This is a genomic window from Pedobacter miscanthi (assembly GCF_032678605.1).
In the GTDB taxonomy this organism is placed as follows: domain Bacteria; phylum Bacteroidota; class Bacteroidia; order Sphingobacteriales; family Sphingobacteriaceae; genus Pedobacter; species Pedobacter miscanthi_A.
Genome location: NZ_JAVTSU010000006.1, coordinates 96,030 through 117,897, shown reverse-complemented (window position 1 = coordinate 117,897; position 21,868 = coordinate 96,030). Strand labels below are relative to the sequence as shown.

The 21,868-nt window shown below is 38.8% G+C and carries 20 protein-coding genes; 12 read left to right on the top strand and 8 right to left on the bottom strand.

The window, feature by feature from the left end; all coding sequences use genetic code 11:
- The first annotated feature begins 153 nt into the window (after nt 1–153).
- The 7 genes from R2R28_RS10925 to R2R28_RS10895 all read left to right on the top strand — a co-directional run bounded on the left by R2R28_RS10925 (nt 154) and on the right by R2R28_RS10895 (nt 9,105).
- Complete coding sequence (locus R2R28_RS10925; RefSeq protein WP_316825709.1) at nt 154–855, top strand: DUF4397 domain-containing protein; 702 nt, start codon at nt 154–156, stop codon at nt 853–855.
- A gap of 221 nt (nt 856–1,076) precedes the next feature.
- Nucleotides 1,077–3,533 carry a TonB-dependent receptor gene (locus R2R28_RS10920; RefSeq protein WP_316825708.1) on the top strand — a complete coding sequence of 819 codons (2,457 nt, stop codon included), beginning with the start codon at nt 1,077–1,079 and terminating at the stop codon, nt 3,531–3,533.
- A 59-nt stretch (nt 3,534–3,592) separates the two neighbouring features.
- The gene (locus R2R28_RS10915; RefSeq protein ID WP_316825707.1) at nt 3,593–4,303 is read left to right on the top strand and encodes a DUF4198 domain-containing protein; all 711 of its coding nucleotides are present in this window, start codon (nt 3,593–3,595) and stop codon (nt 4,301–4,303) included.
- A 74-nt stretch (nt 4,304–4,377) separates the two neighbouring features.
- Complete coding sequence (locus R2R28_RS10910; protein WP_316825706.1) at nt 4,378–5,580, top strand: PepSY-associated TM helix domain-containing protein; 1,203 nt, start codon at nt 4,378–4,380, stop codon at nt 5,578–5,580.
- A gap of 23 nt (nt 5,581–5,603) precedes the next feature.
- The gene (locus R2R28_RS10905; protein WP_316825705.1) at nt 5,604–6,539 is read left to right on the top strand and encodes a DUF6607 family protein; all 936 of its coding nucleotides are present in this window, start codon (nt 5,604–5,606) and stop codon (nt 6,537–6,539) included.
- A 179-nt stretch (nt 6,540–6,718) separates the two neighbouring features.
- Entirely contained in the window at nt 6,719–7,858 is a 1,140-nt protein-coding gene (locus R2R28_RS10900; protein ID WP_316825704.1) for a M28 family metallopeptidase, read from the top strand.
- Between the two features lie 170 nt (nt 7,859–8,028).
- Nucleotides 8,029–9,105 (top strand): DUF5694 domain-containing protein, encoded by a 1,077-nt coding sequence (locus R2R28_RS10895; RefSeq protein ID WP_316825703.1) that lies wholly within the window; start codon nt 8,029–8,031, stop codon nt 9,103–9,105.
- A 157-nt stretch (nt 9,106–9,262) separates the two neighbouring features.
- Here R2R28_RS10895 and R2R28_RS10890 read toward each other — a convergent pair whose 3' ends face one another.
- From R2R28_RS10890 to R2R28_RS10875, 4 genes are all read right to left on the bottom strand, one after another.
- A complete protein-coding gene (locus R2R28_RS10890) occupies nt 9,263–10,267 on the bottom strand; it encodes an LLM class flavin-dependent oxidoreductase (RefSeq protein ID WP_316825702.1) in 1,005 nt (334 codons plus the stop codon).
- 70 nt (nt 10,268–10,337) lie between these two features.
- Entirely contained in the window at nt 10,338–11,024 is a 687-nt protein-coding gene (locus tag R2R28_RS10885; RefSeq protein ID WP_316825701.1) for a class I SAM-dependent methyltransferase, read from the bottom strand.
- An 813-nt stretch (nt 11,025–11,837) separates the two neighbouring features.
- Nucleotides 11,838–13,238, bottom strand: a complete 1,401-nt coding sequence (locus tag R2R28_RS10880) for an MBL fold metallo-hydrolase (protein ID WP_316825700.1) — start codon at nt 13,236–13,238, stop codon at nt 11,838–11,840.
- A gap of 63 nt (nt 13,239–13,301) precedes the next feature.
- Nucleotides 13,302–13,529: a YtxH domain-containing protein gene (locus R2R28_RS10875; RefSeq protein ID WP_316825699.1), complete on the bottom strand. Its 228-nt coding sequence runs from the start codon at nt 13,527–13,529 to the stop codon at nt 13,302–13,304.
- 79 nt (nt 13,530–13,608) lie between these two features.
- On the opposite strand from R2R28_RS10875, the gene R2R28_RS10870 reads away from it, so the two are divergent.
- Both R2R28_RS10870 and R2R28_RS10865 read left to right on the top strand, forming a co-directional pair.
- Nucleotides 13,609–14,235: an HAD family hydrolase gene (locus R2R28_RS10870; RefSeq protein WP_316825698.1), complete on the top strand. Its 627-nt coding sequence runs from the start codon at nt 13,609–13,611 to the stop codon at nt 14,233–14,235.
- 676 nt (nt 14,236–14,911) lie between these two features.
- Nucleotides 14,912–15,859, top strand: a complete 948-nt coding sequence (locus R2R28_RS10865; protein WP_316825697.1) for a hypothetical protein — start codon at nt 14,912–14,914, stop codon at nt 15,857–15,859.
- 45 nt (nt 15,860–15,904) lie between these two features.
- Here R2R28_RS10865 and R2R28_RS10860 read toward each other — a convergent pair whose 3' ends face one another.
- Entirely contained in the window at nt 15,905–17,716 is a 1,812-nt protein-coding gene (locus tag R2R28_RS10860; RefSeq protein WP_316825696.1) for a DUF6600 domain-containing protein, read from the bottom strand.
- A gap of 279 nt (nt 17,717–17,995) precedes the next feature.
- Here R2R28_RS10860 and R2R28_RS10855 point away from each other — a divergent pair, with 279 nt between their 5' ends.
- Both R2R28_RS10855 and R2R28_RS10850 read left to right on the top strand, forming a co-directional pair.
- The gene (locus R2R28_RS10855) at nt 17,996–18,697 is read left to right on the top strand and encodes an SAM-dependent methyltransferase (RefSeq protein ID WP_316825695.1); all 702 of its coding nucleotides are present in this window, start codon (nt 17,996–17,998) and stop codon (nt 18,695–18,697) included.
- A 287-nt stretch (nt 18,698–18,984) separates the two neighbouring features.
- Nucleotides 18,985–19,164 carry a hypothetical protein gene (locus R2R28_RS10850; RefSeq protein WP_090765130.1) on the top strand — a complete coding sequence of 60 codons (180 nt, stop codon included), beginning with the start codon at nt 18,985–18,987 and terminating at the stop codon, nt 19,162–19,164.
- A 52-nt stretch (nt 19,165–19,216) separates the two neighbouring features.
- Here R2R28_RS10850 and R2R28_RS10845 read toward each other — a convergent pair whose 3' ends face one another.
- Both R2R28_RS10845 and R2R28_RS10840 read right to left on the bottom strand, forming a co-directional pair.
- Complete coding sequence (locus tag R2R28_RS10845; RefSeq protein WP_316825694.1) at nt 19,217–19,456, bottom strand: phage tail protein; 240 nt, start codon at nt 19,454–19,456, stop codon at nt 19,217–19,219.
- A gap of 49 nt (nt 19,457–19,505) precedes the next feature.
- Nucleotides 19,506–20,030, bottom strand: a complete 525-nt coding sequence (locus R2R28_RS10840) for a DinB family protein (protein ID WP_316825693.1) — start codon at nt 20,028–20,030, stop codon at nt 19,506–19,508.
- Between the two features lie 322 nt (nt 20,031–20,352).
- On the opposite strand from R2R28_RS10840, the gene R2R28_RS10835 reads away from it, so the two are divergent.
- Nucleotides 20,353–21,120: a M57 family metalloprotease gene (locus R2R28_RS10835; RefSeq protein ID WP_316825692.1), complete on the top strand. Its 768-nt coding sequence runs from the start codon at nt 20,353–20,355 to the stop codon at nt 21,118–21,120.
- A 76-nt stretch (nt 21,121–21,196) separates the two neighbouring features.
- Here R2R28_RS10835 and R2R28_RS10830 read toward each other — a convergent pair whose 3' ends face one another.
- The gene (locus R2R28_RS10830) at nt 21,197–21,868 is read right to left on the bottom strand and encodes an NAD-dependent epimerase/dehydratase family protein (protein ID WP_316825691.1); all 672 of its coding nucleotides are present in this window, start codon (nt 21,866–21,868) and stop codon (nt 21,197–21,199) included.

Sequence of the window (21,868 nt, the reverse complement as noted above, 5' to 3'; positions counted from 1 at the left end):
ATTGTTAAAATAAAACGCCAAATTTTAACATCTGCTTAACAACATTTAACATCCTAAATATTGTTTTAAATACAATATTTGCATAATTGTAGCGAATGCTACAGGGCAATCGTTTTATCATTGTTTCTTAAATATTAATCAAATTTTAAAAATATGAAGAGTTCTACTCCATTTTATTTCAAAGCACTTACTTTACTTGTTCTGATTGCTTTTACAACCTTTACTTCCTGCAAAAAAACAGAAACTGTAGATCCTACCATAGCTTATATCCGGGTGGTTAATACTTCTCCGTCTTTAGCTACTTATAATGCTTACTTTAATAGTACCAGGGTTAACTCAGCGGCTTTACCTTTTGGTGGTTCTGCTTCTTATACTTCTTATACTGCCGGATCTTACAGTTTAAAATTTACCACGGCAAGCGGTACAGAGAGTTTATTAACCAAAACAGTTGCAATAAGTGCCAGTACCTATTATTCTACCTACCTGATTAATAAACCTGCTGCATTGGATATTTACACCATTGCAGATGATCTTTCGGTTCCGGCAACAGATAAAGCGTATATCCGTTTCATTAACTTATCGCCGGATGCAGCTGCATTTGATCTGGCAAAAACCAGCGCAACTACCTCTTTATTTACCGGTAAAACTTTTAAAAATGCTAGCGGTTTTATCACGGTAGATGCAGGAACTTACTCACTTGATGCAAAAGAAACTTTATCAGGCAACGTTAAAGCAACAACAGGCAGCACTACTTTCACCGCTGGTTTTCACTATGATGTGATATTAGGTGGTTTGGTGACACCTGCAAACGATACTGAACGTGCTTTAAGCTTACAAGTTACAACCATTAAATAAAAAAACACCTGATTAATAACCGCGAATGTAATCAATAAAATTTCAGCGGAAATACAGATTTTTCATCGATAAATAAAAAAATCGCCCCAATGGAGGCGATTTTTTTATTTACATCAGAATTTTAACATTTTATTATTTAGAATAATTCAAAATAATTTGGATAATAACAATTTCTCCCGTTATTTTGCAGCTCTTTAGAATTAATCCAAATAAAATTTATCATGTTTAAAATCAAACTTCTCAGTATAACATTTCTTTTAACTTTCCTCAGCTTACTCTCCTTTGCCCAACAGTTTTCGACCATTAGTGGCAACGTTACTACATCAGATGGGAAACCAGCGGCTTATATCTCAGTAGGCTTAAAAGGAAAAGGCTTAGGAAACGTAACCAACGATAAAGGTTTTTTTGAAATCCAGCGTGTTAAACCTGGTTCCTATATTTTAAGGGTTTCGGCTGTTGGTGTACAATCAGTAGAAAAACCAGTGGTGATTACAGCAGGCGAAAACAAAACGGTTGATTTTGTGATTAATCAAAATTCAAATCAGCTTAGCGAAGTAAATATTAACCATGGTGTAAATAAGTATATCGCTAAAAAGAGCGAATACGTTTCGAAAATGCCTCTGAATAATTTAGAAAATCCGCAGGTTTATAGCACCATTACTAAAGAAACAATGGCCGATCAACTGGTATTTTCGGTTGATGATGCAACTCGAAATGCAACAGGCATACAAAAAATGTGGGAATCGACTTCACGTGGTGGAGATGGAGGTGCATACTATGCATCAAGGGGATTTATTGTACAGGCAAAACTTAGAAATGGTATCGTGGGTAACATTACAGGCCGTAATGAAGCTGCCAACCTGGAAAGTGTAGAATTTATCAAAGGCCCTTCTGCAACCTTATTTGGCAGTACCTTAACCTCTTATGGAGGTTTAATTAACCGCATTACCAAAAAACCTTTTGAAGGAACCGGAGGTGCGGTAAGCTTTTCAACCGGAACTTATGATTTTAACAGGGTAAGTACCGATTTCAACTTCCCGGTTGATAAAGACAATCATATTTATGCCCGTGTTAATGCTTCTTACAACTATAAAGGCTCTTTTCAGGAAAATGTATTTGACAAAGGCTTTTTTGTTGCGCCAAGCATATCTTACAAAGTGAATGATAAGCTGGATTTCGTTTTTGATGCAGAAATTGCCAATGGTAAAAACACATTAAAACCTTTTGTTTTCTTCTATTTCCCGATAAAAGACCTTGGTTTTAATAGAGCAGACCAATCGGGAATACCTTACGACAAATCGTTTACAGGTGATGCGATGAAGCAGAAATATAACAGTACAAATTTCTTTGGTCAGGCTAATTATAAATTTAACGACAACTGGTCATCGCATACCAGCTTTTCATCAAGCTATAGCTTTTCTAATGGTCGCGGCACTTATTTGTTCCTGGTTCCTAACAACTATCCTCCACTGGGAAATCCTACCGCTGCACCTGGTGCTGATTTAATATCAAGAGCAGATCAATCAACAGACAACAGCAAAGTATTCACCTACGAAGTACAACAAAATTTTAACGGCGCTTTTAACCTTGGATCTATTAAAAACAGGATGGTTTTAGGATTGGATTATTTACGCCAGAATTCTGATCAATTGTTTTATTCTATCGATACTTTTGATTTAACCAATAAAAATGGAACGGGTGCTAACTACAACGACTTCACCGAAACAAATTTAGCCGCATTTTATGCAAAAAATCCGTATTTCAAATACCTGTCGAGGTATAAATCAAATACTTATAGCGCCTATGCTTCTGATGTAATTAATTTGACTGACAGATTAATTGCCCTTGCTGCTTTAAGGATAGATCGTTTCGATTACAAAGGAAGTACTGACCGTTCAGGATCTGCACCGGTTGGAGCTTATAAACAAACCGCTTTTTCTCCAAAATTCGGGCTGGTATTTCAAGCAATTAAAGATCAACTGTCATTATTTACCAACTACCAAAATGGTTTTAACAATATTTATGGTATAGATTATAAAGGTGATACTTTTAAACCAGAACAGGCTAACCAGATAGAGGGTGGTATTAAAGGTAATCTGTTTGATGGTAAATTAACCGGATCGGTATCTTACTACTACATTAAAGTTAAAGATATTGTGAGGGGTTATAACCAAGACCCATCGAACCCAAATGCACAGATCCAGGATGGTAACAAAATCAGTAAGGGTATTGAAGCAGAAATTGTTGCCAACCCTGTTAACGGTTTAAACATTATTGCAGGTTTTGCTTATAATGATAATTATTTGCAAAATGCATCTCCGGATGTAGAAGGAAGAAGAGATGCTTATTCAGCTGCGCCTTATTCGGCAAATTTATGGATCAGCTATAAATTCGTTGAAGGTTCATTAAAAGGTTTTGGCTTAGGTGCCGGTGGTAATTATGCCAGTGATAACAGGATTGTGAATAACCTGATTATTACACCAACATCTACCACTGAAAATGTGTTTATACTTCCTGCTTATAAAATTTTCAATGCATCGGTATTCTACGATCACCCAAGATTCAGGATCGGAGCAAAAGTAGACAACTTTACCAACCAAAAATACTGGACAGGTTACAGCACCATGAATCCTCAGGATTTGAGAACTGTTACCGGAAGTGTAACTTATAAATTTTAATAAATCAGCCGGCAGCAATTGGGTCAGATCGTTTGCTGCCGGTTTTAAAAACCGAAAACATGAAAACTAAAATCTCTTTATTAGTATTTTTTCTTGCCTTTAGCATTTCCAATGTATTTGCTCATGCTTTATGGATAGAAACCTCAGCCACTGGAAAAAAGGGGCAGCCTCAGGAAGTAAAAGTTTTCTTTGGTGAATACGAAAGCAGCGAGCCTGATACGGCAGCTAAATGGTTCAGCAATTTAAAAGACTTTAAATTGGTTTTAACTGCGCCAAATGGTACTACAAAAACTTTAACTGCTTCGCCGGATGTACTTTTTTATAAAGCCAGTTTTACGCCAGATCAGGATGGAACTTATAAACTTTCTATTGTACATGAGGTAGCTGCGGTTTACGAAAAAGCGAAAATCGAGTATTATGCCTTTGCCGATGTTGCTGTGGGTACGTTAAAAATTAATACCGCTTTCCCTGCAGATGCTGCTTTAACCATCAGACCGGATAAACATGCTTTAAAAGTTGGCGAAACGGCTGTTCACGAAGTTATTTACAACAAAACACCGTTTGCAAAACAAAAATTAACCCTTGTTGGTCCAGATAAAAAAGGGCGACCAACAGAAACCGATGAACAGGGTAAATTTACTTTTAAACCAGCTACAGCCGGAAATTACTTTCTTGAAGCTTTTACAGAAGATAAAACCCCGGGGAAATTAAACGGAAAAGACTACGATAAAATCTGGCATTTGGTAACTTACACTACAGAAGTTAAATAAACAGGTTACCTCAATAATTTTTAACCAATTGACGGCTAAAACCGTTAATTGGTTCTTTTATTAAATAAAGCTTAATGGCGCTAACAAAACCTATTCAGAAAAAAACAAAGAAATCGAGGATAAGAAAAATCAGCGATTGGCTGCACCTGTGGTTGGGTATAACATCGGGTTTGGTGGTTTTTCATTTAGGTGTAACAGGTTGCATTTTCGCTTTCCAGAAAGAAATTACTGAATTTATTCATAGAAAAGAGTTTTTTGTTGAAGTACCGGCAAATAAGCAGACTATTCCTTTAAGTGTATTAAAAGCAACTGCAGAAAAAGCGTTAGGCGGAAAGAAAAAAATCTCTTTCCTTTCGAGTTATGCCCAAGCCGGCAGGGCCTGGGAATTTGGCACTTATAAACCTGGCGACCCGAAAGCATTCTGGTATTTCGATTCGATTGATTATTACGACGTCGTACTTATTAACCCATACACCGGCAAAGTTACTTTGGTTACCGATTACAAATACGAGTTCTTCGGAATCATTAAAATGCTGCATTGGAGTTTTCTTATCAACCACCCCATCGGGCAGCAGATTATCGGCTGGAGTACCATCATTTTTGTTTTCCTTTTAATTTCCGGAATGGTAATGTGGTGGCCTAAAAACCTCAAAAAATCAAACCTCGACAAGAGTTTCAAAATCAAGTGGAAAGCTAAATTTAAACGGATTAATTACGATATGCACAATGTTTTGGGCTTTTATGTGATGATTATTTGCCTGATGCTGGCTTTAACCGGATTGGTTTGGGCCTTTCAATGGTTCCAGGCAACGGTTTATGTAGTGGCATCGGGCAGTACCACGCCTCCAAAAGAAGTAACCGCCCAATCAGATTCAACCAAAACGATAAAAGCAATTCCTTTTGATGTGGCCTTCGAAACCGCAAAAAAGACTTTTAAAAACGCAGATCGCATCGGCATGTCGCCGGCTGAGGGTGGTTCAGCAACCATTTATGCAACGGGTTATAAAGGAGAAGAAACTTTTTGGAATTTCGATGTTTTGCTGTTCGATCAGTACACGGGTAAATTGCTGGCCCGTAAAAACCAAAGCGATAAAAATGCTGGTGAAGCACTCATTGGCATGAATTACGATATCCACGTTGGTGCCATTTTGGGGCTACCAGGAAAAATTATGGCATTTTTTGCAAGCCTTATTGCAGCAAGCCTGCCCATAACCGGATTTATTATCTGGTGGGGCAAAAAGAAAAAGAAGAAAAATCCCGCAGTTGCGGAAAACTAAACACACCCTAATTAATCATAAAAATGAAGTTTTTAAACCTGATTTTAGTGTTAACCGGTTTGATCGCCCTTAATGCTAATGCACAAAAAGTAGATTCACCAGAAGAAAAATTAGAAAAAGACAGAAAAGCCATTAAATCTTTAGCTGGTTTTTACGAAGTGAATTTTAACTACGGAGAAGTAACCGCTCCTGATCCAAATTACAAATTCAGCAAACCTTACGAAAGCCATGGCAACGAATGGGCCGAAATTATTGTTGACGAACCTAAAAGAATCGTGATTCAGCACATGCTGGCCATTAACGATACAACGGTAATTAAACACTGGCGCCAGGACTGGACTTATGAGGATACCGACATTATGCTTTATACTGAAGGTAATGCATGGAAAAAAGGCAATTTAACCCCTGCTGATGTTAAAGGCAAATGGACGCAAAAAGTTTATCAGGTAGATGATAGTCCACGTTACCAGGGTTACGGAACCTGGAGCCATGTTGGCGGTCATGATGCATGGCAGAGCGAAACTGATTCTCCACTGCCAAGAAGAGAATCTACTGTGCGTAAAGATTACAACGTATTAAACCGTGGCAGCAGAATTACGATTACCAAAGATGGTTGGATGTTTGAGCAGGATAATAAAAAAATTGTACGCTCGGCTAACGGCGATAAATTATTAGCAGTTGAAAAAGGTTATGAGGAATTTACCAAAATAGACCCTAAAACTTTTGTTAATGCGCAAAAATGGTGGGCCAGTCAAAAATCTTACTGGGCAGATGTACGTGGAGTTTGGGCAGATGTTATAGGATCTCAAAATACTTTTAAGGTACAAACCATGGCGAATGGTAAATTGCTTTACGAAACACTTTTTAGTTTAGGAGATCAGTCTATTAAAGAAAAATGGACTGCAGCACAGAACAAAGAGAAAATTAAAACTGCTTTACAGCCATATTTGGTAAAGTAAAAAAAAGCTCACTGATATTAAAAGGTTGATGATTAATGGCAATGCTGTTAACATCAACCTTTTTTTATGGCGGCAATGTTGGTCGGGATTTGCAATCCCGACTTATTGAACTGTGGATTTGTAATCCACTAAAAGGAAAAATCCCGACCAACAGTAACTTTATTTTTCTAAATTCAGGCATGAAAAAACTTTGGGCTATTATTTTTTTGTTTTTGGCTATCAACACTTTTGCGCAGGATTCTACCTATACCCGTAATGTGGTAAATACCCTTACATCAAAAGCTTTTTGGGGCAGAGGTTACACCAAAGATGGTATGAAAAAAGCTGCCGGTTATATTGCTGATGCTTATCAGAAAATTGGCTTGTTGCCCATGGGAACAAATTACAAACAGGATTTTAGCTTTCCGGTGAATACTTTCCCCGGGAAAATGATGGTAGCCATTAACGGGCAGAAACTTATTCCGGGAAAAGATTTTATTGTAAACAATGAAAGCCCCGGTATTAAACAAAAAGCAATTTTAACACAGATAGATAGCCTTAACTATCAGGCAAACCCTTCATTAAATGTTTTATTAAAGGATAAACTCACCTGGTCTGTAGCGACCGAAGTTGGAGAAAAAACAATCATTCAGGTTAACAAAAAATATTTTACGGCCATGCCAAAAGAAATTAACGTTGATATCGAAAACAAATTCATCTCTGATTTCGAAGCGGCCAATGTCTGTGGTTTTGTCAAAGGAACCAAATTTCCCGATTCATTGTTAATCATTACTGCACACTACGATCATTTGGGCGGAATGGGTGCCGATACCTATTTCCCTGGGGCGAATGATAATGCCGCAGGTGTGGCTACTTTATTAAGTCTGGCGAAATATTATGCGGCCAATCCGCAGCCCTATTCTATCGGTTTTATCTGCTTTGCCGGCGAAGAAGCCGGTTTGCTAGGGTCGAGGTATTTTGTAGAAAATCCGCTGGTTTCATTAAGCAAAATTAAGTTCCTCCTTAACCTCGATCTGGTTGGAACAGGCGAAACCGGAATGACGGTGGTAAATGCTTCTGTTTACTCAAAAGCATTTGCACAACTCAATGCCATTAATAATGAGCACCACTATATTTCGAAAATCAACTCGAGGGGAAAAGCTGCTAACAGCGACCACTATTTCTTTACCGAAAAAGGCGTTCCAGCGTTTTTTATTTATACCCAGGGCGGTCCTTCGGCTTATCATGATGTATTCGACAAACCTGAAACCCTACCGCTAACCAAATACAATAGTCTCTTTAAATTAATCATTGGCTTTAACCAAAAGCTGATGGAGTAATCCATCTTCAGGATAAAAGCCTCAAAACGTTATGCCAACACTTAGGTTTACCCCTTCAACCGTTAATCGCCATTTTTTCCCATTGGGATAATATAATCAGCCTTTGGGATAATTAAATATAGCAGGCAGTTGTGTATGCTCATCTTTGAATCAACAAAAACGAAACAACGATGAAAACCATACAAAAAATTAGCCTTGCATTCTTATTATTAATCGCGGTAGCGCTTAAATTGAATGCCCAAAACCAGATCGAAATTGTAATTGTCGGTTCGGGTCATGATAATAGTAAATCAACACAAAATTTCCAGTCCATAATCGATAAACTGAAAAATTTTAAACCGGATATGGTTTTTGGGGAATATTTGCCTGAAAGCGATTACGCCAGACTCGAAGAAAGCAATTGGGCAGTAAAAGTGTTTAAAAAAGGTCATGCTTATATTGAAGCGCTAAATCCAACAACTCCAAAAAATATAGTTGCTCAGATTAAAAAAGAGCAGAAAGCACTTTCATCTTTTGCTTATTACCATAAAACCCGAATGGATTTAGCGGTTAACTACGCAAAAAACCGGGATAGGGGCAATGCGGAATATCAGATTTTTATACTCGAAAATTATATGAAAGAGAAATTTGGCAAAGAGGAACAGGCGCAGTATGCAAAAATGTTCGGCAATATAGATTCTTTAAAAAAAGTAGGCTTATACCGATCAGGAAGCGAATACAGCAAAATTTATTTCCCGCTTATTTATCAATTGGGCCAGGATCAGATTTACAAAATGGATTGCCAAACCTATGATAAACCATGGAGCGAAGCCTGGGCTAAAACAGATTCGTTGTATAAAATCATGATTAATAAAGCCAAAGCAGATAGTACCTCGGCCGAAGCAGCTACCCTTAAAGCCATAGAAAGCTATTGGAGCTATAGCGAAGAAGAATCGAAGGTTTTTAATGCTGATCAGTACGCCGGTATGAATACCGTAAAATATGGTGTATTGGATGAAGCCTGGAATTTTTATGGTGGCAGTCACTTTTATGGTTACGCGGGCTTCCCTACTGAACAAGTAAAGGCCATGATTGCCCAATGGACTTTAAGAAACGAGGGAATGTGCAAAAACATCATTGATCAGGCGAAAGCAAAAAATGCGAAAAGAATTGTGGTAGGTGTTGGCGCATCGCACCGCAAATGGATGGAAGAAATTTTGGCTAAAAATCCGGAAGTAAAAATTATTAATTATAACGACTTACATTAAATTAATTATACGCTCAATTGGCCTCCTTGCAATGCAATGGGGCTTTTTTGGTTTTAAGCTCATCATCCAGTGATCTGTGTCTCCACAAACGACCGCGAAAAATACTCCACTAATGGTCTGTGAGGATAAAGACCACAGATTTGAATGAAATGTTCTTTTATTGAAAAATCTCTGCAAGCAACTCATACGATCTCACCCGATCATCAAAATGCTCCGTAATGGTTACAGCCATCAGCTCATCTACATCATAATCTGCGGCTAATTGAGTAAGGCGTTCTTTAATTACAGCGGGTGTACCGTAAATCATTCGCTGCTTATTGGCGTTAATTCTCTCCTGTTCTGCAGCATTGTAACTTACATCTTTAATATCTTCCCAACCAACAGCGGGTAATCCCTTACCTTTCTCCAGTTGTAAAAAACGGTAACTCATTAAAGCTTCCTGCTGTTTTACTTTTTCTTCATCTTCTGAACAGAAAACATGAAGCGCAACATTTTCAACCGGTCTGGCCAGATCAACTGAAGGCTTAAAATGCTCCCGGTAATATTGAACGGCCTGTGCACCACCAACTGGATTAATGAAATGTGCAAAAGAAAACCCCATTCCAAAATGCGCCGAAAATAAAGCGCTTTGCCCGCTGCTGCTCAATAACCATTGCTGTGGAACGGTTTCCGAAATGGGAATAGCTTTTATTTTTGCCTGGATGCCTCCGTCAGAAGTATCATGCAGGTAATGTTGTAGTTCGCGTAACTGTTCTACAAAATCCTGTTCGCTCCAGTTATTTGATGGATTGAGCATCGAAGCTGTAATGCGATCGGTGCCGGGTGCCCGGCCCATTCCCAGATCGATCCGATTCGGGTGCATCACCTCCAGTAACCGAAAGCTCTCAGCCACTTTTAACGAACTGTGGTTGGGCAACATAATGCCGCCTGAGCCTATCCTTAAGGTTTTAGTATGATTGGCCAGATGAGCAATTAAAATTTCTGGAGTAGAACCAGCCAAACTGGTGGTATTGTGGTGTTCGGAAACCCAAAAACGGTGGTAACCTAATCTTTCAGCTGCCTGTGCAAGTATAGTGGTTTCTTCAATGGCCTTGCGGGCATTAACCCCTTTACGCACCGGCGATTGATCTAAAACACTGAGTTTAATTTTTGTATTGCTCATATTCTTATCTAACAAATTTATGAGCTTGTTGATTTAAATCGTGGTTATGAAAAGCTTTATGACTTTTAAATTATTGCGATAAAGTCAATTTTACCAAATACTGATCTTCCCCATCATCAAAAATCAGTTCAGTGCCCCAACCTGTTTCTTCAGCTGTACGCTTAATAGTTTCCCCGTCTATATAAATCCAGTTGAACCAATTGCCCTTTTCTCCTTTGTATTCGTATTGGTAAAATACTTCGCCGTAATAATGGTTCTCGGGCTTTGGCAGATCTTCATATAAATAAGCGATATCCGAAGAATCGAAAATCACCTGTCCGTTGGGATTAATGAGGTCTTTTAATTTAATTAGGAAATCCTTAAATCCCGGTAAAGTTCCCGTTAAGCCAATACCGTTCATGAGCATGATAATGGTATCGAATTTTTCCTGATAGGTAAAAACATCGTGTACAAATGCTTTTTTTACACCACGGTCTTTCATAATATTTACCGCAGCTTCCGAGATATCAATGGCAGTAACATCAATGTTAAAAGCTTGCAAAAGTAAGGCATGACTACCTACACCGGCACCAATATCCAATACTTTTCCACTGCACATATGCAATGCCTGAAGTTCCAATACTGGCATATCTTCATCATCACGGAAGAAAAATTCTAAAGGCATTTCTTCTGGTTCTCCATAAGAATTATGCAGCCAAAGCGTGTCTGCCTCACCCGTTCTGTAAATATCTGTTAGCGCTTTACCAAAAACATCCATACGTACAAAGATAAGGAAAATTGAAGGGAAGATGGAAAAGTGCAATGTATGATGCAAAGGCAACGATAGCTAGTTAGCCGGGATTTGCAATTCCGCCTGTAGAATTAAGGTTTTATTCGGAGCTTCGTCATTGCCAGCTTGATTGGGGATCGTAATGCCTTGGTAAGGTTTATAAGTTGCATTAAGATTCCCGCCTGCGCGGGAATGATGGCCAATTTTCTAAATCTGTCAATGATAGAGCTTAGCATTTTTTAAATACATTGGAGCTTTAATGACAGTGGGTAGAATCGTCATTGCCAGCCCGACTGGCAATCGTAATGCTTTGCTAGTGCTTGCAGGTTGCATTAAGATTCCCGCCTGCGCCTATCGTGTAGACACAATTAATTATAAAGATTCTTTTCCCGCTCTATGCCGCGGCGGCAAGGTACTTTGGGGCGCCAAAGTACCCAAAGCGCTTTGTCAATCCGGCAATGTGGCTTCTCACCATCCCACGCTCATCAAAAAAACATCGGCACTTTGTTTTGCTCGTTTCTGCTCAATGAAAGTTTGAATGATATTTTTACAAAACCACTGCGTTTCAGGTTTGGTAGTGCAAGTTGTCCTATTGTGCAACTGTTTTTTTGATCCTTCCGCCACTTGGGATTGACGGAGTTCTTCGGTTAGGGCCGTGTTATTTCAAAGCAAGCTAGCATAACGCCACAAAAATTTAAAAAAGATGTATCCACACGATAGGCCTGCGCGGGAATGATGGCCAATTTTTTACGAAACATCTGCAACAGATGAAACAGATGTTTCGTACCTCAGCGTGACAAATTAATCTATTTCAAACATCTGGTGATATTCAGGTATCGCGACATGTTTAAACCCATTATCTTTCAGTCTTGTGGCGAAATGTTGTTGTACTTCATATTCACCATGTACCAAAAACAACTGTTTCACTTTTGCCGGATCCTGACAAGATAAAAAGTGTAATAAATCTTCATAATCGCCATGCGCACTCATCGATTTTATCGACTGTACTTCGGCTTTTACCTCGTATTCATCGCGGAAAATTTCCACTACTTTTTGTCCGGCGATTAACCTGCCACCCAGAGAATTTGGCTCGCAATAACCCACCATTAAAATCGTGTTTTTCTCGCTGCTAATATTATTACGGATATGGTGTTTTACACGACCTGCCTCAGCCATTCCCGATGCCGAAATAATCACGCATGGTCTTGGGTCTGCATTTAAAGCTTTTGATTCTTCTACACTTTCAACAAAACGTAATCCCTTAAAACCAAACACATCATGATCGATTTTTAAAGTTTCTTTAACGCCGTTATTATACACTTCGGGGTGATTTCTAAGAATTTCGGTTGCTTTTGAAGATAGCGGACTATCTACGTAATAAGGTACATCGGGTAATTTACCTTTCAACTCCAATCCATTTAAAGCATAAAGCAACTCTTGCGTACGGCCAACAGCAAAAGCCGGAATAATGACCTTCCCTTTTTTTATTTTGCAGGTATTGTTAATGATCTCCAAAAGCATATTTTCGATCGGATCGAGGTCTTTATGCAGTGAATCGCCATAAGTAGACTCCATTAAAATATAATCAGCCTGCTCAAATTGTTGCGGACTTTTTAACAGCAAATCTCCATAGCGGCCAACATCTCCCGAAAAAGTAATTCTTGTTGGCTTGCCGTCCTCTGTAATCGTAAGGTGAACGGCAGCGCTTCCCAAAATATGACCCGCATCGGTAAATTTCAAACGGATCCCCGGCTCAATTTCAAAATCTTCCTCATATTCCACAATCTTCATCTGACCAACGGTTTTGGTTACGTCTTCTTCTGTATAAAGTGGTTCTTCCATTTCTTCACCATGGCGGAGGTGGCGATTGGCATATTCAGCATCCTGTGTCTGTATTTTTGCAGAATCCATCATTAAAATCCGCGCAAGGTCCATCGTGGCTGATGTACAAAAAATCTTTCCTTCAAAACCTTCTGCAACCAGTTTGGGCAATAAGCCGCAATGATCAATATGTGCGTGTGATAAAACGAGATAAGTTACTTTTTTGGCATCGAAACCAAAATAGTCGTTTAATTTATCAGTTACGCGGCCCATCCCCTGGAATAAGCCACAATCTAATAATATCTGGGTACCGTTTTTTAAGGTAATCAGGTGTTTGCTACCTGTAACTGTACGGGCGGCACCATGAAAAGCAATGTTCATTGAGATGGTGGTTAGAAAATATATAGAATAAAAATGCCGGATATTTCCGGCACTTCCAATTCTTTAAGCATTTATTTCTGCTACTTTGTCTTTAACCTTATCTGCAACGCTTGTGGCTTTCTCGGCCAGGCCTGCTAATTTATCTTTTGATGCATCTAAAAGATCAGCAAAAAAATCTGATACTTTACCTTTTAAATCGTTGGTAGAATCTGATGATAATGCCAATGCGATGGTTGCTCCTAATGCTGCTCCGGCTAATACGCCTACTATAATTTTTGTCTCTTTTTTCATGATCTTAGTGATTTACTTAATAAACATATTTAATCCACAGGTGTTTTACTTTTTTCCATCTTACAAAAACCAATCCACAATGAAGCATATCTTTTTTATAGACTTAGATAATACCATTTATTTTACAAAGCCGAACGAAGAACAGTTAATGGGAGCACTTTACCGCTTTTTAGGAAGCCTGGATTTAGGAATCAGCGATGAAAATTTTCAGCTTGCCAAACAGGATATGTTAAGGACACCTTTTATAAAAGTGGCAAAAAAATATGGTTTTAAAGAAGAAGTTATGCCCGAAATACTTTCTTATCTGGAAAATCGCGAAGTGAGCAACCCCTTAAAACCAAGCGACGATTACCATTATATTAAAAGCCTAAAGGGACGGAAATTTATTGTAACAGCAGGTTTTCAAAAACAACAGCTTTCGAAAGTTAAAATGCTGGGCATTGCTGATGATTTTGAGGAGGTAAGCGTTGTAGATGTTTCCGTTAACAACAAGAAAGATGTTTTTATATCATTAATTGATCAACACAACCTTAATATGGAAGATATTTTAATTATTGGTGATGATGCAGAATCAGAAATTAAATACGGGCTGGAACTAGGCATCTGCACTTTTTTACTCGATCCAGAAAACCTGCACCCTAGCGCCGAAAGCACTTTTAGGGGAAATGATTTGAGTAATTTGCATGAGGCAGCAGGACAATCTTAGTTAACTCTTTTAGCCTTTTAATTTATTGTATAAAAATCAATATAAATGACAGGAATTTTAAGGAATCAATGGGCTACGAGGAATTGTCATCCGATAGCTATAGAATGCGAGAAGGCTTTTTCAGCCAACGAAGCAATCTTACAACAATCGCTGTTAACATGTACTTTACGATTCCCGCCTGCGCCTATTGTGTGGACACATCTTTTAGGCACTATATAAGGCACTATGCTAGCTTGCTTTGAAATAACACAGCGCTTACCGAAGCACGCCTGTCAATCCCCAGGGCCACGAAAATCAAAAAAACAGGCTTACAGCAGTACAAATGGCACTATCAAACCTAAAACGCAGTGGTTTTGTGTTCATGTTTGCAAAAACTTTTCACCCAGCCCTAACAAACAAAACAATTGCCACTGTTTTTTTGATGTGTATGGGGATTGTGTAAAAGGCCCCTTGCTGGATTGACAAAGCATTTTTGCATACTTTTGATGCCTTGCGGCATAGGAGCAAATAAAACTAATCTAATATTTGTGTCCACACGATAGGGCATAGAGCGGGAATGACGATCGCACTTAAAACTTAACTGTTAAAAGGCGACTTAGGTGGTCAACAAAAATGAGATGGTTAAAGCATGTAAAATCAGTTACTTTTACGAACTTTGCTTTTCTGCTACATCAATATGGATTATTTAAGTTATAAGCTCAAATTAATTTATTCCCGTTATCTCATCATTGCGCTAGGCTCAATTATAGGTTTTTCATTATTTGATATATGTTTCTTTCAAACACAGATCATACCAATTGAAGAGTCTTTTTATGAGTTTCTAATCCCCATGCTCCTACCTATACCCTCATTGATTTTTTGGTTGAGGCCGCGGCTGAAACTTTTAAGGCTGGAAAGGAAAAATGGAAAAAATTTATTTGAATTTTACCTCATCATAGCATGGTTTGCCTTAATATGTCCTTCTATTTTTGCTCAAAAGTATGTAACCAATGCAGTAGGTCAACTTACCAGATTAAAAACAATTGATAGTATAGACCAAAAGTACCTCACCAAATTTTATAAAGTAGAGAAGCTGTATCTTGATAAGGCACATAGTGCTGTACAGATAGAGGCAAAAGCGAGTGGCAAACACAACGAAAAATTAAACTTTACAGTTTACGCGGCCATTCCAATCTACAACGCACCAACACTAACAGGCGAATCTTCATCAAATAAGGTCACTCCAAATTATTTAAGGCCCAAAGCCTGGCTCGGCTGGCTAATGACAAGGCAAATAAACAATAAACTATCAAAGGAAACAAAAGATGATATGTACAGGACGTTTCTTAAGGATTCTTACCTGAGTTTTGTACGAGAAAAGATTTATGGTTTTGATTATCTACAGAAAAAAGGCAACAGTCAGGATTATAAAAATTTCAAAAAGGGTATTGACCGTGTTTTCCCCAATTCAACCAGCAACCCTATATTATTAATGCCAAAATATACTCCGTATGAAAAAAGAGGTAGCCATCAATTATTCCTAATACTTCTATCATTTTTTATAGGCTCAACAATATGGTTAATCATGTTAATCCCTCCGAAATTTAAAAAAGAGAAACTCCTAATGCCAGTAAGCGCTATTTAAATAAAAGGCATAAAAAAGTCCCGATTTTCATCGGGACTTTTCAATCTATCCTCTGCCACCTCTTGATGGTCTTCCGCTTTCACCACCACCTCTTTGTTGTGGCGGTGCTTCTGATCTTCTTTGTTCTTGTCTTTGTTGCTGCTGCTGTTGTTGTTGCTGAGCTCTCTGTTGCTGAGCTTGCGCATCACGCTGAGCCCTTTCCTGCTGTTGTGCCTGAGCTTGTTGAGCACGTTGTTGTTGCGCCTGCTCATTACGCTGTTGTTGAGCCTGAGCATCACGCTGGGCCCTTTCCTGCTGTTGTGCCTGAGCTTGTTGAGCACGTTGTTGTTGCGCCTGCTCATTACGCTGTTGCTGAGCCTGAGCATCACGCTGGGCCCTTTCCTGTTGCTGGCCTTGTGCTTGTTGTGCACGTTGTTGTTGCGCCTGCTCATTACGCTGTTGCTGAGCCTGAGCATCACGCTGGGTCCTTTCCTGTTGCTGGCCTTGTGCTTGTTGTGCACGTTGTTGTTGCGCCTGCTCATTACGCTGTTGCTGAGCCTGAGCATCACGCTGGGCCCTTTCCTGTTGCTGGCCTTGTGCTTGTTGTGCACGTTGTTGCTGCATTTGCTCGTTACGTTGTGCCCTTTGTTGCTCCATTTGAGCTGTACGTTGTTGATCATCCTGACCACGTTGTGGCGCCTGAATATCACGTTGTGTACGCTGTTGATCCTGGCTCATACGGTCTTGCTGACCGCGTTGTCTCAGTTGTTCCAAACGTTGCTGATCCTGGGTACGGTTTGCATTCTCCTGCCCGTTTCTGTTATCAATGCCATTGGTACCACCACGGCTAACACGTCCGTTTGCATCCCTGTTATAAGCCTCACCCCTGTTATTTGGCTGATTGTTATTATTATCCCTGCCTGCACTACCATTATTTCTATCAGGCTGTGTAGAAGTACGGTTATCTCTTGATCCGAAACGGTTATCGTTATTGTTGGGCGTACCACTTCTTTGATCACGATTGGTATATCCTTCATTCCTACCACCTCTGCTAATGCCTGCGTTACCTTGCTCAAATCTTTTTGGCGCAGCACTACGGTTATCTACATTACGTTCAGGTCTTGGTCTATAAATAGAAACCTCTCTACCACCAACCCTGCTTGCACCAGGTCTAGAACCTTGTGAATACCTGTAAACAGTTACATCTCTATTGGTTGCACGTCTGATATCTTCAATCCTTGGACCACCATAATAATTTCTTCTGTTATACACATAAGTATTATTGATAATGGTGGTGTTGCGGATATATACATTGTTACGTCCGTAATCATACCTTGGGAAAGTGTTAATATAAATATTACGCTGTGGAATAAAGTTCCAGCAAAATTCCGGTACTACATAACGACGGCCAAAGCTTAAATTAATACTAATACCTGGCGCCATTGGTGCCCATCCGTAATAACCGTCACCACTTCTCCAGTCTACCCATGCCGGTCCCCAATTGGTATCAGGTAACCAGATCCATTGCCTGTAACTGTTAATTACCCAACGGCCGTAGTGGAAAGGTGCCCAGCCCCAATCGTAGTTGGAAACCCAGGTATTACCATATTCGGTCATGGCCCAACGTCCGTTTGTATAATATGGCCGAAAATCGCTTTGCTCTACATCAGGGCGCCAAACATAACCATATTGCGGATCCTGTATCCAGGTACCATAAGGAGAAAGTTCATCGTAAAAAGTCTGTAAAGAGACGTTACCAGTGTTGTAACCATCATCCTGGTAATCGCTTTGGTAGTCTTGTGCCCTGACAAGGGTTGTGGTTCCGGCAAGGAGCGCAAACAGCCCCAGCACAATTGCCGTAGATTTCAGTGTTTTCATTTGTGTGTTTTATTTTAATAACCTAATGTGTGTGTATCAATTAGAGAACCAAAAATATGGAAGGTTTAATATGCAAGCATAGTTTTTACATTTTCCTTCAAATATTGCCTTGAAAGGCATATTTAACTAATATTTAACGTTTTAAGTACATTTTAATTGTGCAGAAAATAAGTCAGTTAGAAATAAAATTTGCTACACCTTTGCTTATAAAAGAGATTATATTGCAGACAACACAAAGTTTAGAACTTAAATTCTATTTATTGTGAGTATTTTTGCGGCATGCAAAAAGGCACTTTATACCTTATTCCCGTACCATTGGCTGAAGAGGTAGCACACAAAACGTTTACCCCTTACCTGGTTGATACCATTAACCAGATTGATACCTACATTGTAGAAAACAGTAAAACAGCCCGTCGGTTTTTAAAAGAGGCTGGATTAAAAACTGCTCAGAAAGATTTGATTGTACATGATTATGGCAAACATAACCGTACCGATTTAGGTCAGTTTTTTGTTGAACTTGCTGCGGGAAAAGATGTTGGTTTAATGAGCGAAGCCGGTTGCCCGGGCATTGCAGATCCGGGTGCTGATATTGTGGCCGAGGCACATAAACGCGGCATTAAAGTAGTGCCTCTGGTGGGGCCAAGTTCGATATTATTGGCTTTAATGGCATCAGGGTTTAACGGGCAGAGTTTTGCTTTTTGGGGATATTTGCCCATTGATAAGGAGCAACGTACCAAAAGGATTAAAGATCTTGATTTATCGGCCAGCCGTTATAAACAGACACAGATTTTTATCGAGACCCCTTTCCGTAATAACCAGCTTTTCGAAGAGGTTTTAAAAAGTTGTAAACCCAATACCCAGGTTTGCGTAGCAAGCAACCTTACCGCCGAAAATGAATTTATAAAAACTCAAAGCGTTTATAACTGGCGCAAAGAAGAAATAGACCTGCATAAACAACCTACTATATTTTTGTTGTATTAGTTGGCTCATTAGTTTACTGGTTAATAGTTCATTGATAAATGGATGATAGTTTATGGCTCCTAGTCAAATCGTCATCCGATAGCTATCGGATGAGAGAAGGCTTTTTCAGCCGACAAAGCAATCTTATTACAAAGCGTTACAGCAAGCGAATTAAGATTGCTTTGTTTTTCTATTATCGGAACGACGATTAATCGAATTAGACCTAACTAAAAAAAATCAAAACATATCCAAAGCCCGTTGGTTGTTACTATAGCGCTCCGCAATATTATTCACTAAATTTTACAGTTATGAAAAATACGGGCACACCAAAAAACAATCCTACGGTTCAGGGCAGTTCAATTGCAGATCGGGCAAATCATGATGTTAAAACGGATAAAAAAATCCAGGGCATTACCAATGGCGGCGGCCAACGGTCTGATCAAACTTCGAATAAGGACAATCAGCGAAAGTATGATAATAAGAAATAACAAAAAAGGAGATAATCTTACAGGTTTATCTCCTTTTTTTTAATCATAATGGCTACTCCGACGACCTTCCGGGATAATTGCCTGAGATAGCAATTATATATATTGCACCTGCAACCGATGGAAGTTTAGGCAAAGCAAAATTCGAAATTCCATCTCCGCCATAAGTTGTCTGCAGTATAGAAAACAACATCGTATTTTTACCAATGGATAGCAGTGAGCCATCACATTTCGCAAATCCTGCCGGTGCATAGTCACCAGCAAAAAGGGTTATTGCCCCCAACATAAAATTCATAGTGTGTTTATTTAGTTATTCAATACTACTAAAAAAAACAAAATGATTTTTATTTCGCCATTACATTATAGAAATTATAATCCGTCATAGGCGCTCCGGTTATCCCCAGCTGATGACAAATGGTAATAATCTGACCACGGTGATAGGTACTATGGTTAAAAACATGCAGTACATATTCAAAATTCTGAAAGTCGGAAGTAAACCAAGGACTTTGGATCTCTGTTTTTTCGTTAAACCTATCTTCACCTATTGCGGTAATGTAAACTGCTAAATTTTCTGATTGTTTCAATAGGGAATCAAAAATATCAGTTAAACTTCCATGTTCTCTAAATTCAAATTCTGTTTTGGTCAGGATGGAATACCAATATTCCTGCGTTTGTAAGATATGGGAGAGGGTTAATTTTACACTTTTAAAACTTGATAATACTTCTTGCTCCAATAATTGTTCAGGATGTTTTTTTAACCAATTTATCAAGGTTAAATTTGCCCAGAAATTATAGTTTGCATAATTTTTCATTAAATAAACAAGAGATGTTTCTTCTATTGTTTCTGCGAATAATTGTTCCTGTACCATGTCTTTTTGTTTTAGTTAAACAAAGAAAATACAGCGTAGTGACAACCCTATGGCAGTGTAAAAATTTGTCTGAAAATATTTTTTTATCTGCTTTAGGTCAGGTTTGTTTACCGTAAAAAACTACAACAACTCCAGTTTAACTAAACCGCCGTCCTTTAAAACAGATACTTTGTGTAAATTTTTAAATACAAACATATTTTTAAACAATTACAACACGTACTAATTAAGTTTTCGTGTAAAATTCCATAAACCGCAAAAATTCATGTAACACGTTCTGTTACATTTGTTTCATCAGCTATAAGGATTAACTAACCTAAACCTCATGAAAAAAAATCTAAAAAGAATCGCCATCGTTGCGATGGTTGCAGTTTCATTCGCAGCCTGTAAAAAAACCCAGGAATCAGCAACAACCGAACCACAGGAAACTGTAAAAAATGCCGACAAGGTTTTACAGTACATTAAAGACCTTGGTTTCCCTGAATCAAGCATTGTTGATAATGGCACCATGTTTATTGTGGAAGAAGACATTACTTTCCCCAAAAACATGGAAATACCAGTAAATAAAGCGTTTGGCACAGAACAATATTATACTGGCAGTATAGTAAACAGCACTAATAAACTAAATATCCGGGTTTTTGTAGATCCATCTATGACCTCTATGGGGAGTGAAATTAATAATGCTATCGCACAATGGAATGCGGTACCGAATTCTACACTTCGCTTTAATATCGTAACTACTGCTCCCTACGATATATTAATTAAAAATGAAGCATTACAGAGTCCAAATGGTGTAGTGTGTGGTGCTGGCGAATTTCCTGCAAATGGAAAAGCCGGTGCCGTAATTAGAATCAATAGAGATGCAATAGCAGGCAATTCGTTTGCGCAACGTGCGAGAACGATATGTCATGAGCTTGGTCATAATATATCATTCAGGCATACCAACTGGTCTGCCATAGGCGAATCGAATGCCACAAATGTTCCTGGTGTAACCGGAACAGATTCCCGATCACTTATGAATGGCGGTCAATGCAATTCGGGTGCAACCGTATTGTCGCAAAAAGATAAAGATGCTACAGCAGTATTATATTAACCCATAATAATCAATTAACCTAAACCAAATCCTTAACCAGCTGAAGAAAGCTCGGGTGCCAATACGGTACCTGAGCTTATTCTTTAGCTAAAGTGATGATGTCTTTTCCTTCTAAAATTCGCCTTTCATCGTTATGGCTTAAGGTATTGATCATGGCCTGCCCCAGCTCAGCCATGGTACAAAATCCGCTGGGGTAAATGGCCCTGCCTATCGGAAATAACCAGTTGATGTATTTATAGAATTGATGTGCATATTTCTGTCCTGTTAAAGGTTTTATAAAACCCGGACGGAAGTTAAAAACCTGTTCGAAAGGTAATTTCATCAAATCATTTTCGGTTTTCCCTTTCACCTGCGCCCATTTTAAACGGCCATTCTCATTGGTTCCGCCACCAGAAACATAACAAAAAGTCATGTCGGTATTCAGTTTACTTAACGTTTCTGCAACATGCATGGTTAACGTATAAGTCATTTTATAATAGGTTTCCTGATCAACACCTACAGAAGTGATGCCCAGGCAAAAGAAACAAGCATTATACCCTGTTAACTGACTTTCTATCTTAGAAAAATCGAAAAAATCGGAGTGGATAACCTCTTTTAGCTTCGGGTGAGTATAACCACTAGTTTTGCGGTTAATAACTAAAACGCTCTTAATTTCGGGACTATTCAGGCATTGCATTAATACACCTTCGCCAACCATGCCTGTAGTACCAGTAATGATAACATTATTTTGATCTCTGGTTTTTCCCAC

What these genes read in the sequence shown, in the direction of transcription:
- R2R28_RS10915 (WP_316825707.1), top strand. Translation starts at nt 3,593, where the DNA reads ATGAAAACTAAAATCTCTTTATTAGTATTTTTTCTTGCCTTTAGCATT.
- R2R28_RS10925 (WP_316825709.1), top strand. Translation starts at nt 154, where the DNA reads ATGAAGAGTTCTACTCCATTTTATTTCAAAGCACTTACTTTACTTGTT.
- R2R28_RS10835 (WP_316825692.1), top strand. Translation starts at nt 20,353, where the DNA reads ATGAAAAAAAATCTAAAAAGAATCGCCATCGTTGCGATGGTTGCAGTT.
- R2R28_RS10890 (WP_316825702.1), bottom strand. Translation starts at nt 10,267, where the DNA reads ATGAGCAATACAAAAATTAAACTCAGTGTTTTAGATCAATCGCCGGTG.
- R2R28_RS10895 (WP_316825703.1), top strand. Translation starts at nt 8,029, where the DNA reads ATGAAAACCATACAAAAAATTAGCCTTGCATTCTTATTATTAATCGCG.
- R2R28_RS10885 (WP_316825701.1), bottom strand. Translation starts at nt 11,024, where the DNA reads ATGGATGTTTTTGGTAAAGCGCTAACAGATATTTACAGAACGGGTGAG.
- R2R28_RS10860 (WP_316825696.1), bottom strand. Translation starts at nt 17,716, where the DNA reads ATGAAAACACTGAAATCTACGGCAATTGTGCTGGGGCTGTTTGCGCTC.
- R2R28_RS10850 (WP_090765130.1), top strand. Translation starts at nt 18,985, where the DNA reads ATGAAAAATACGGGCACACCAAAAAACAATCCTACGGTTCAGGGCAGT.
- R2R28_RS10910 (WP_316825706.1), top strand. Translation starts at nt 4,378, where the DNA reads ATGGCGCTAACAAAACCTATTCAGAAAAAAACAAAGAAATCGAGGATA.
- R2R28_RS10875 (WP_316825699.1), bottom strand. Translation starts at nt 13,529, where the DNA reads ATGAAAAAAGAGACAAAAATTATAGTAGGCGTATTAGCCGGAGCAGCA.
- R2R28_RS10880 (WP_316825700.1), bottom strand. Translation starts at nt 13,238, where the DNA reads ATGAACATTGCTTTTCATGGTGCCGCCCGTACAGTTACAGGTAGCAAA.
- R2R28_RS10855 (WP_316825695.1), top strand. Translation starts at nt 17,996, where the DNA reads ATGCAAAAAGGCACTTTATACCTTATTCCCGTACCATTGGCTGAAGAG.
- R2R28_RS10865 (WP_316825697.1), top strand. Translation starts at nt 14,912, where the DNA reads ATGGATTATTTAAGTTATAAGCTCAAATTAATTTATTCCCGTTATCTC.
- R2R28_RS10920 (WP_316825708.1), top strand. Translation starts at nt 1,077, where the DNA reads ATGTTTAAAATCAAACTTCTCAGTATAACATTTCTTTTAACTTTCCTC.
- R2R28_RS10900 (WP_316825704.1), top strand. Translation starts at nt 6,719, where the DNA reads ATGAAAAAACTTTGGGCTATTATTTTTTTGTTTTTGGCTATCAACACT.
- R2R28_RS10840 (WP_316825693.1), bottom strand. Translation starts at nt 20,030, where the DNA reads ATGGTACAGGAACAATTATTCGCAGAAACAATAGAAGAAACATCTCTT.
- R2R28_RS10870 (WP_316825698.1), top strand. Translation starts at nt 13,609, where the DNA reads ATGAAGCATATCTTTTTTATAGACTTAGATAATACCATTTATTTTACA.
- R2R28_RS10845 (WP_316825694.1), bottom strand. Translation starts at nt 19,456, where the DNA reads ATGAATTTTATGTTGGGGGCAATAACCCTTTTTGCTGGTGACTATGCA.
- R2R28_RS10905 (WP_316825705.1), top strand. Translation starts at nt 5,604, where the DNA reads ATGAAGTTTTTAAACCTGATTTTAGTGTTAACCGGTTTGATCGCCCTT.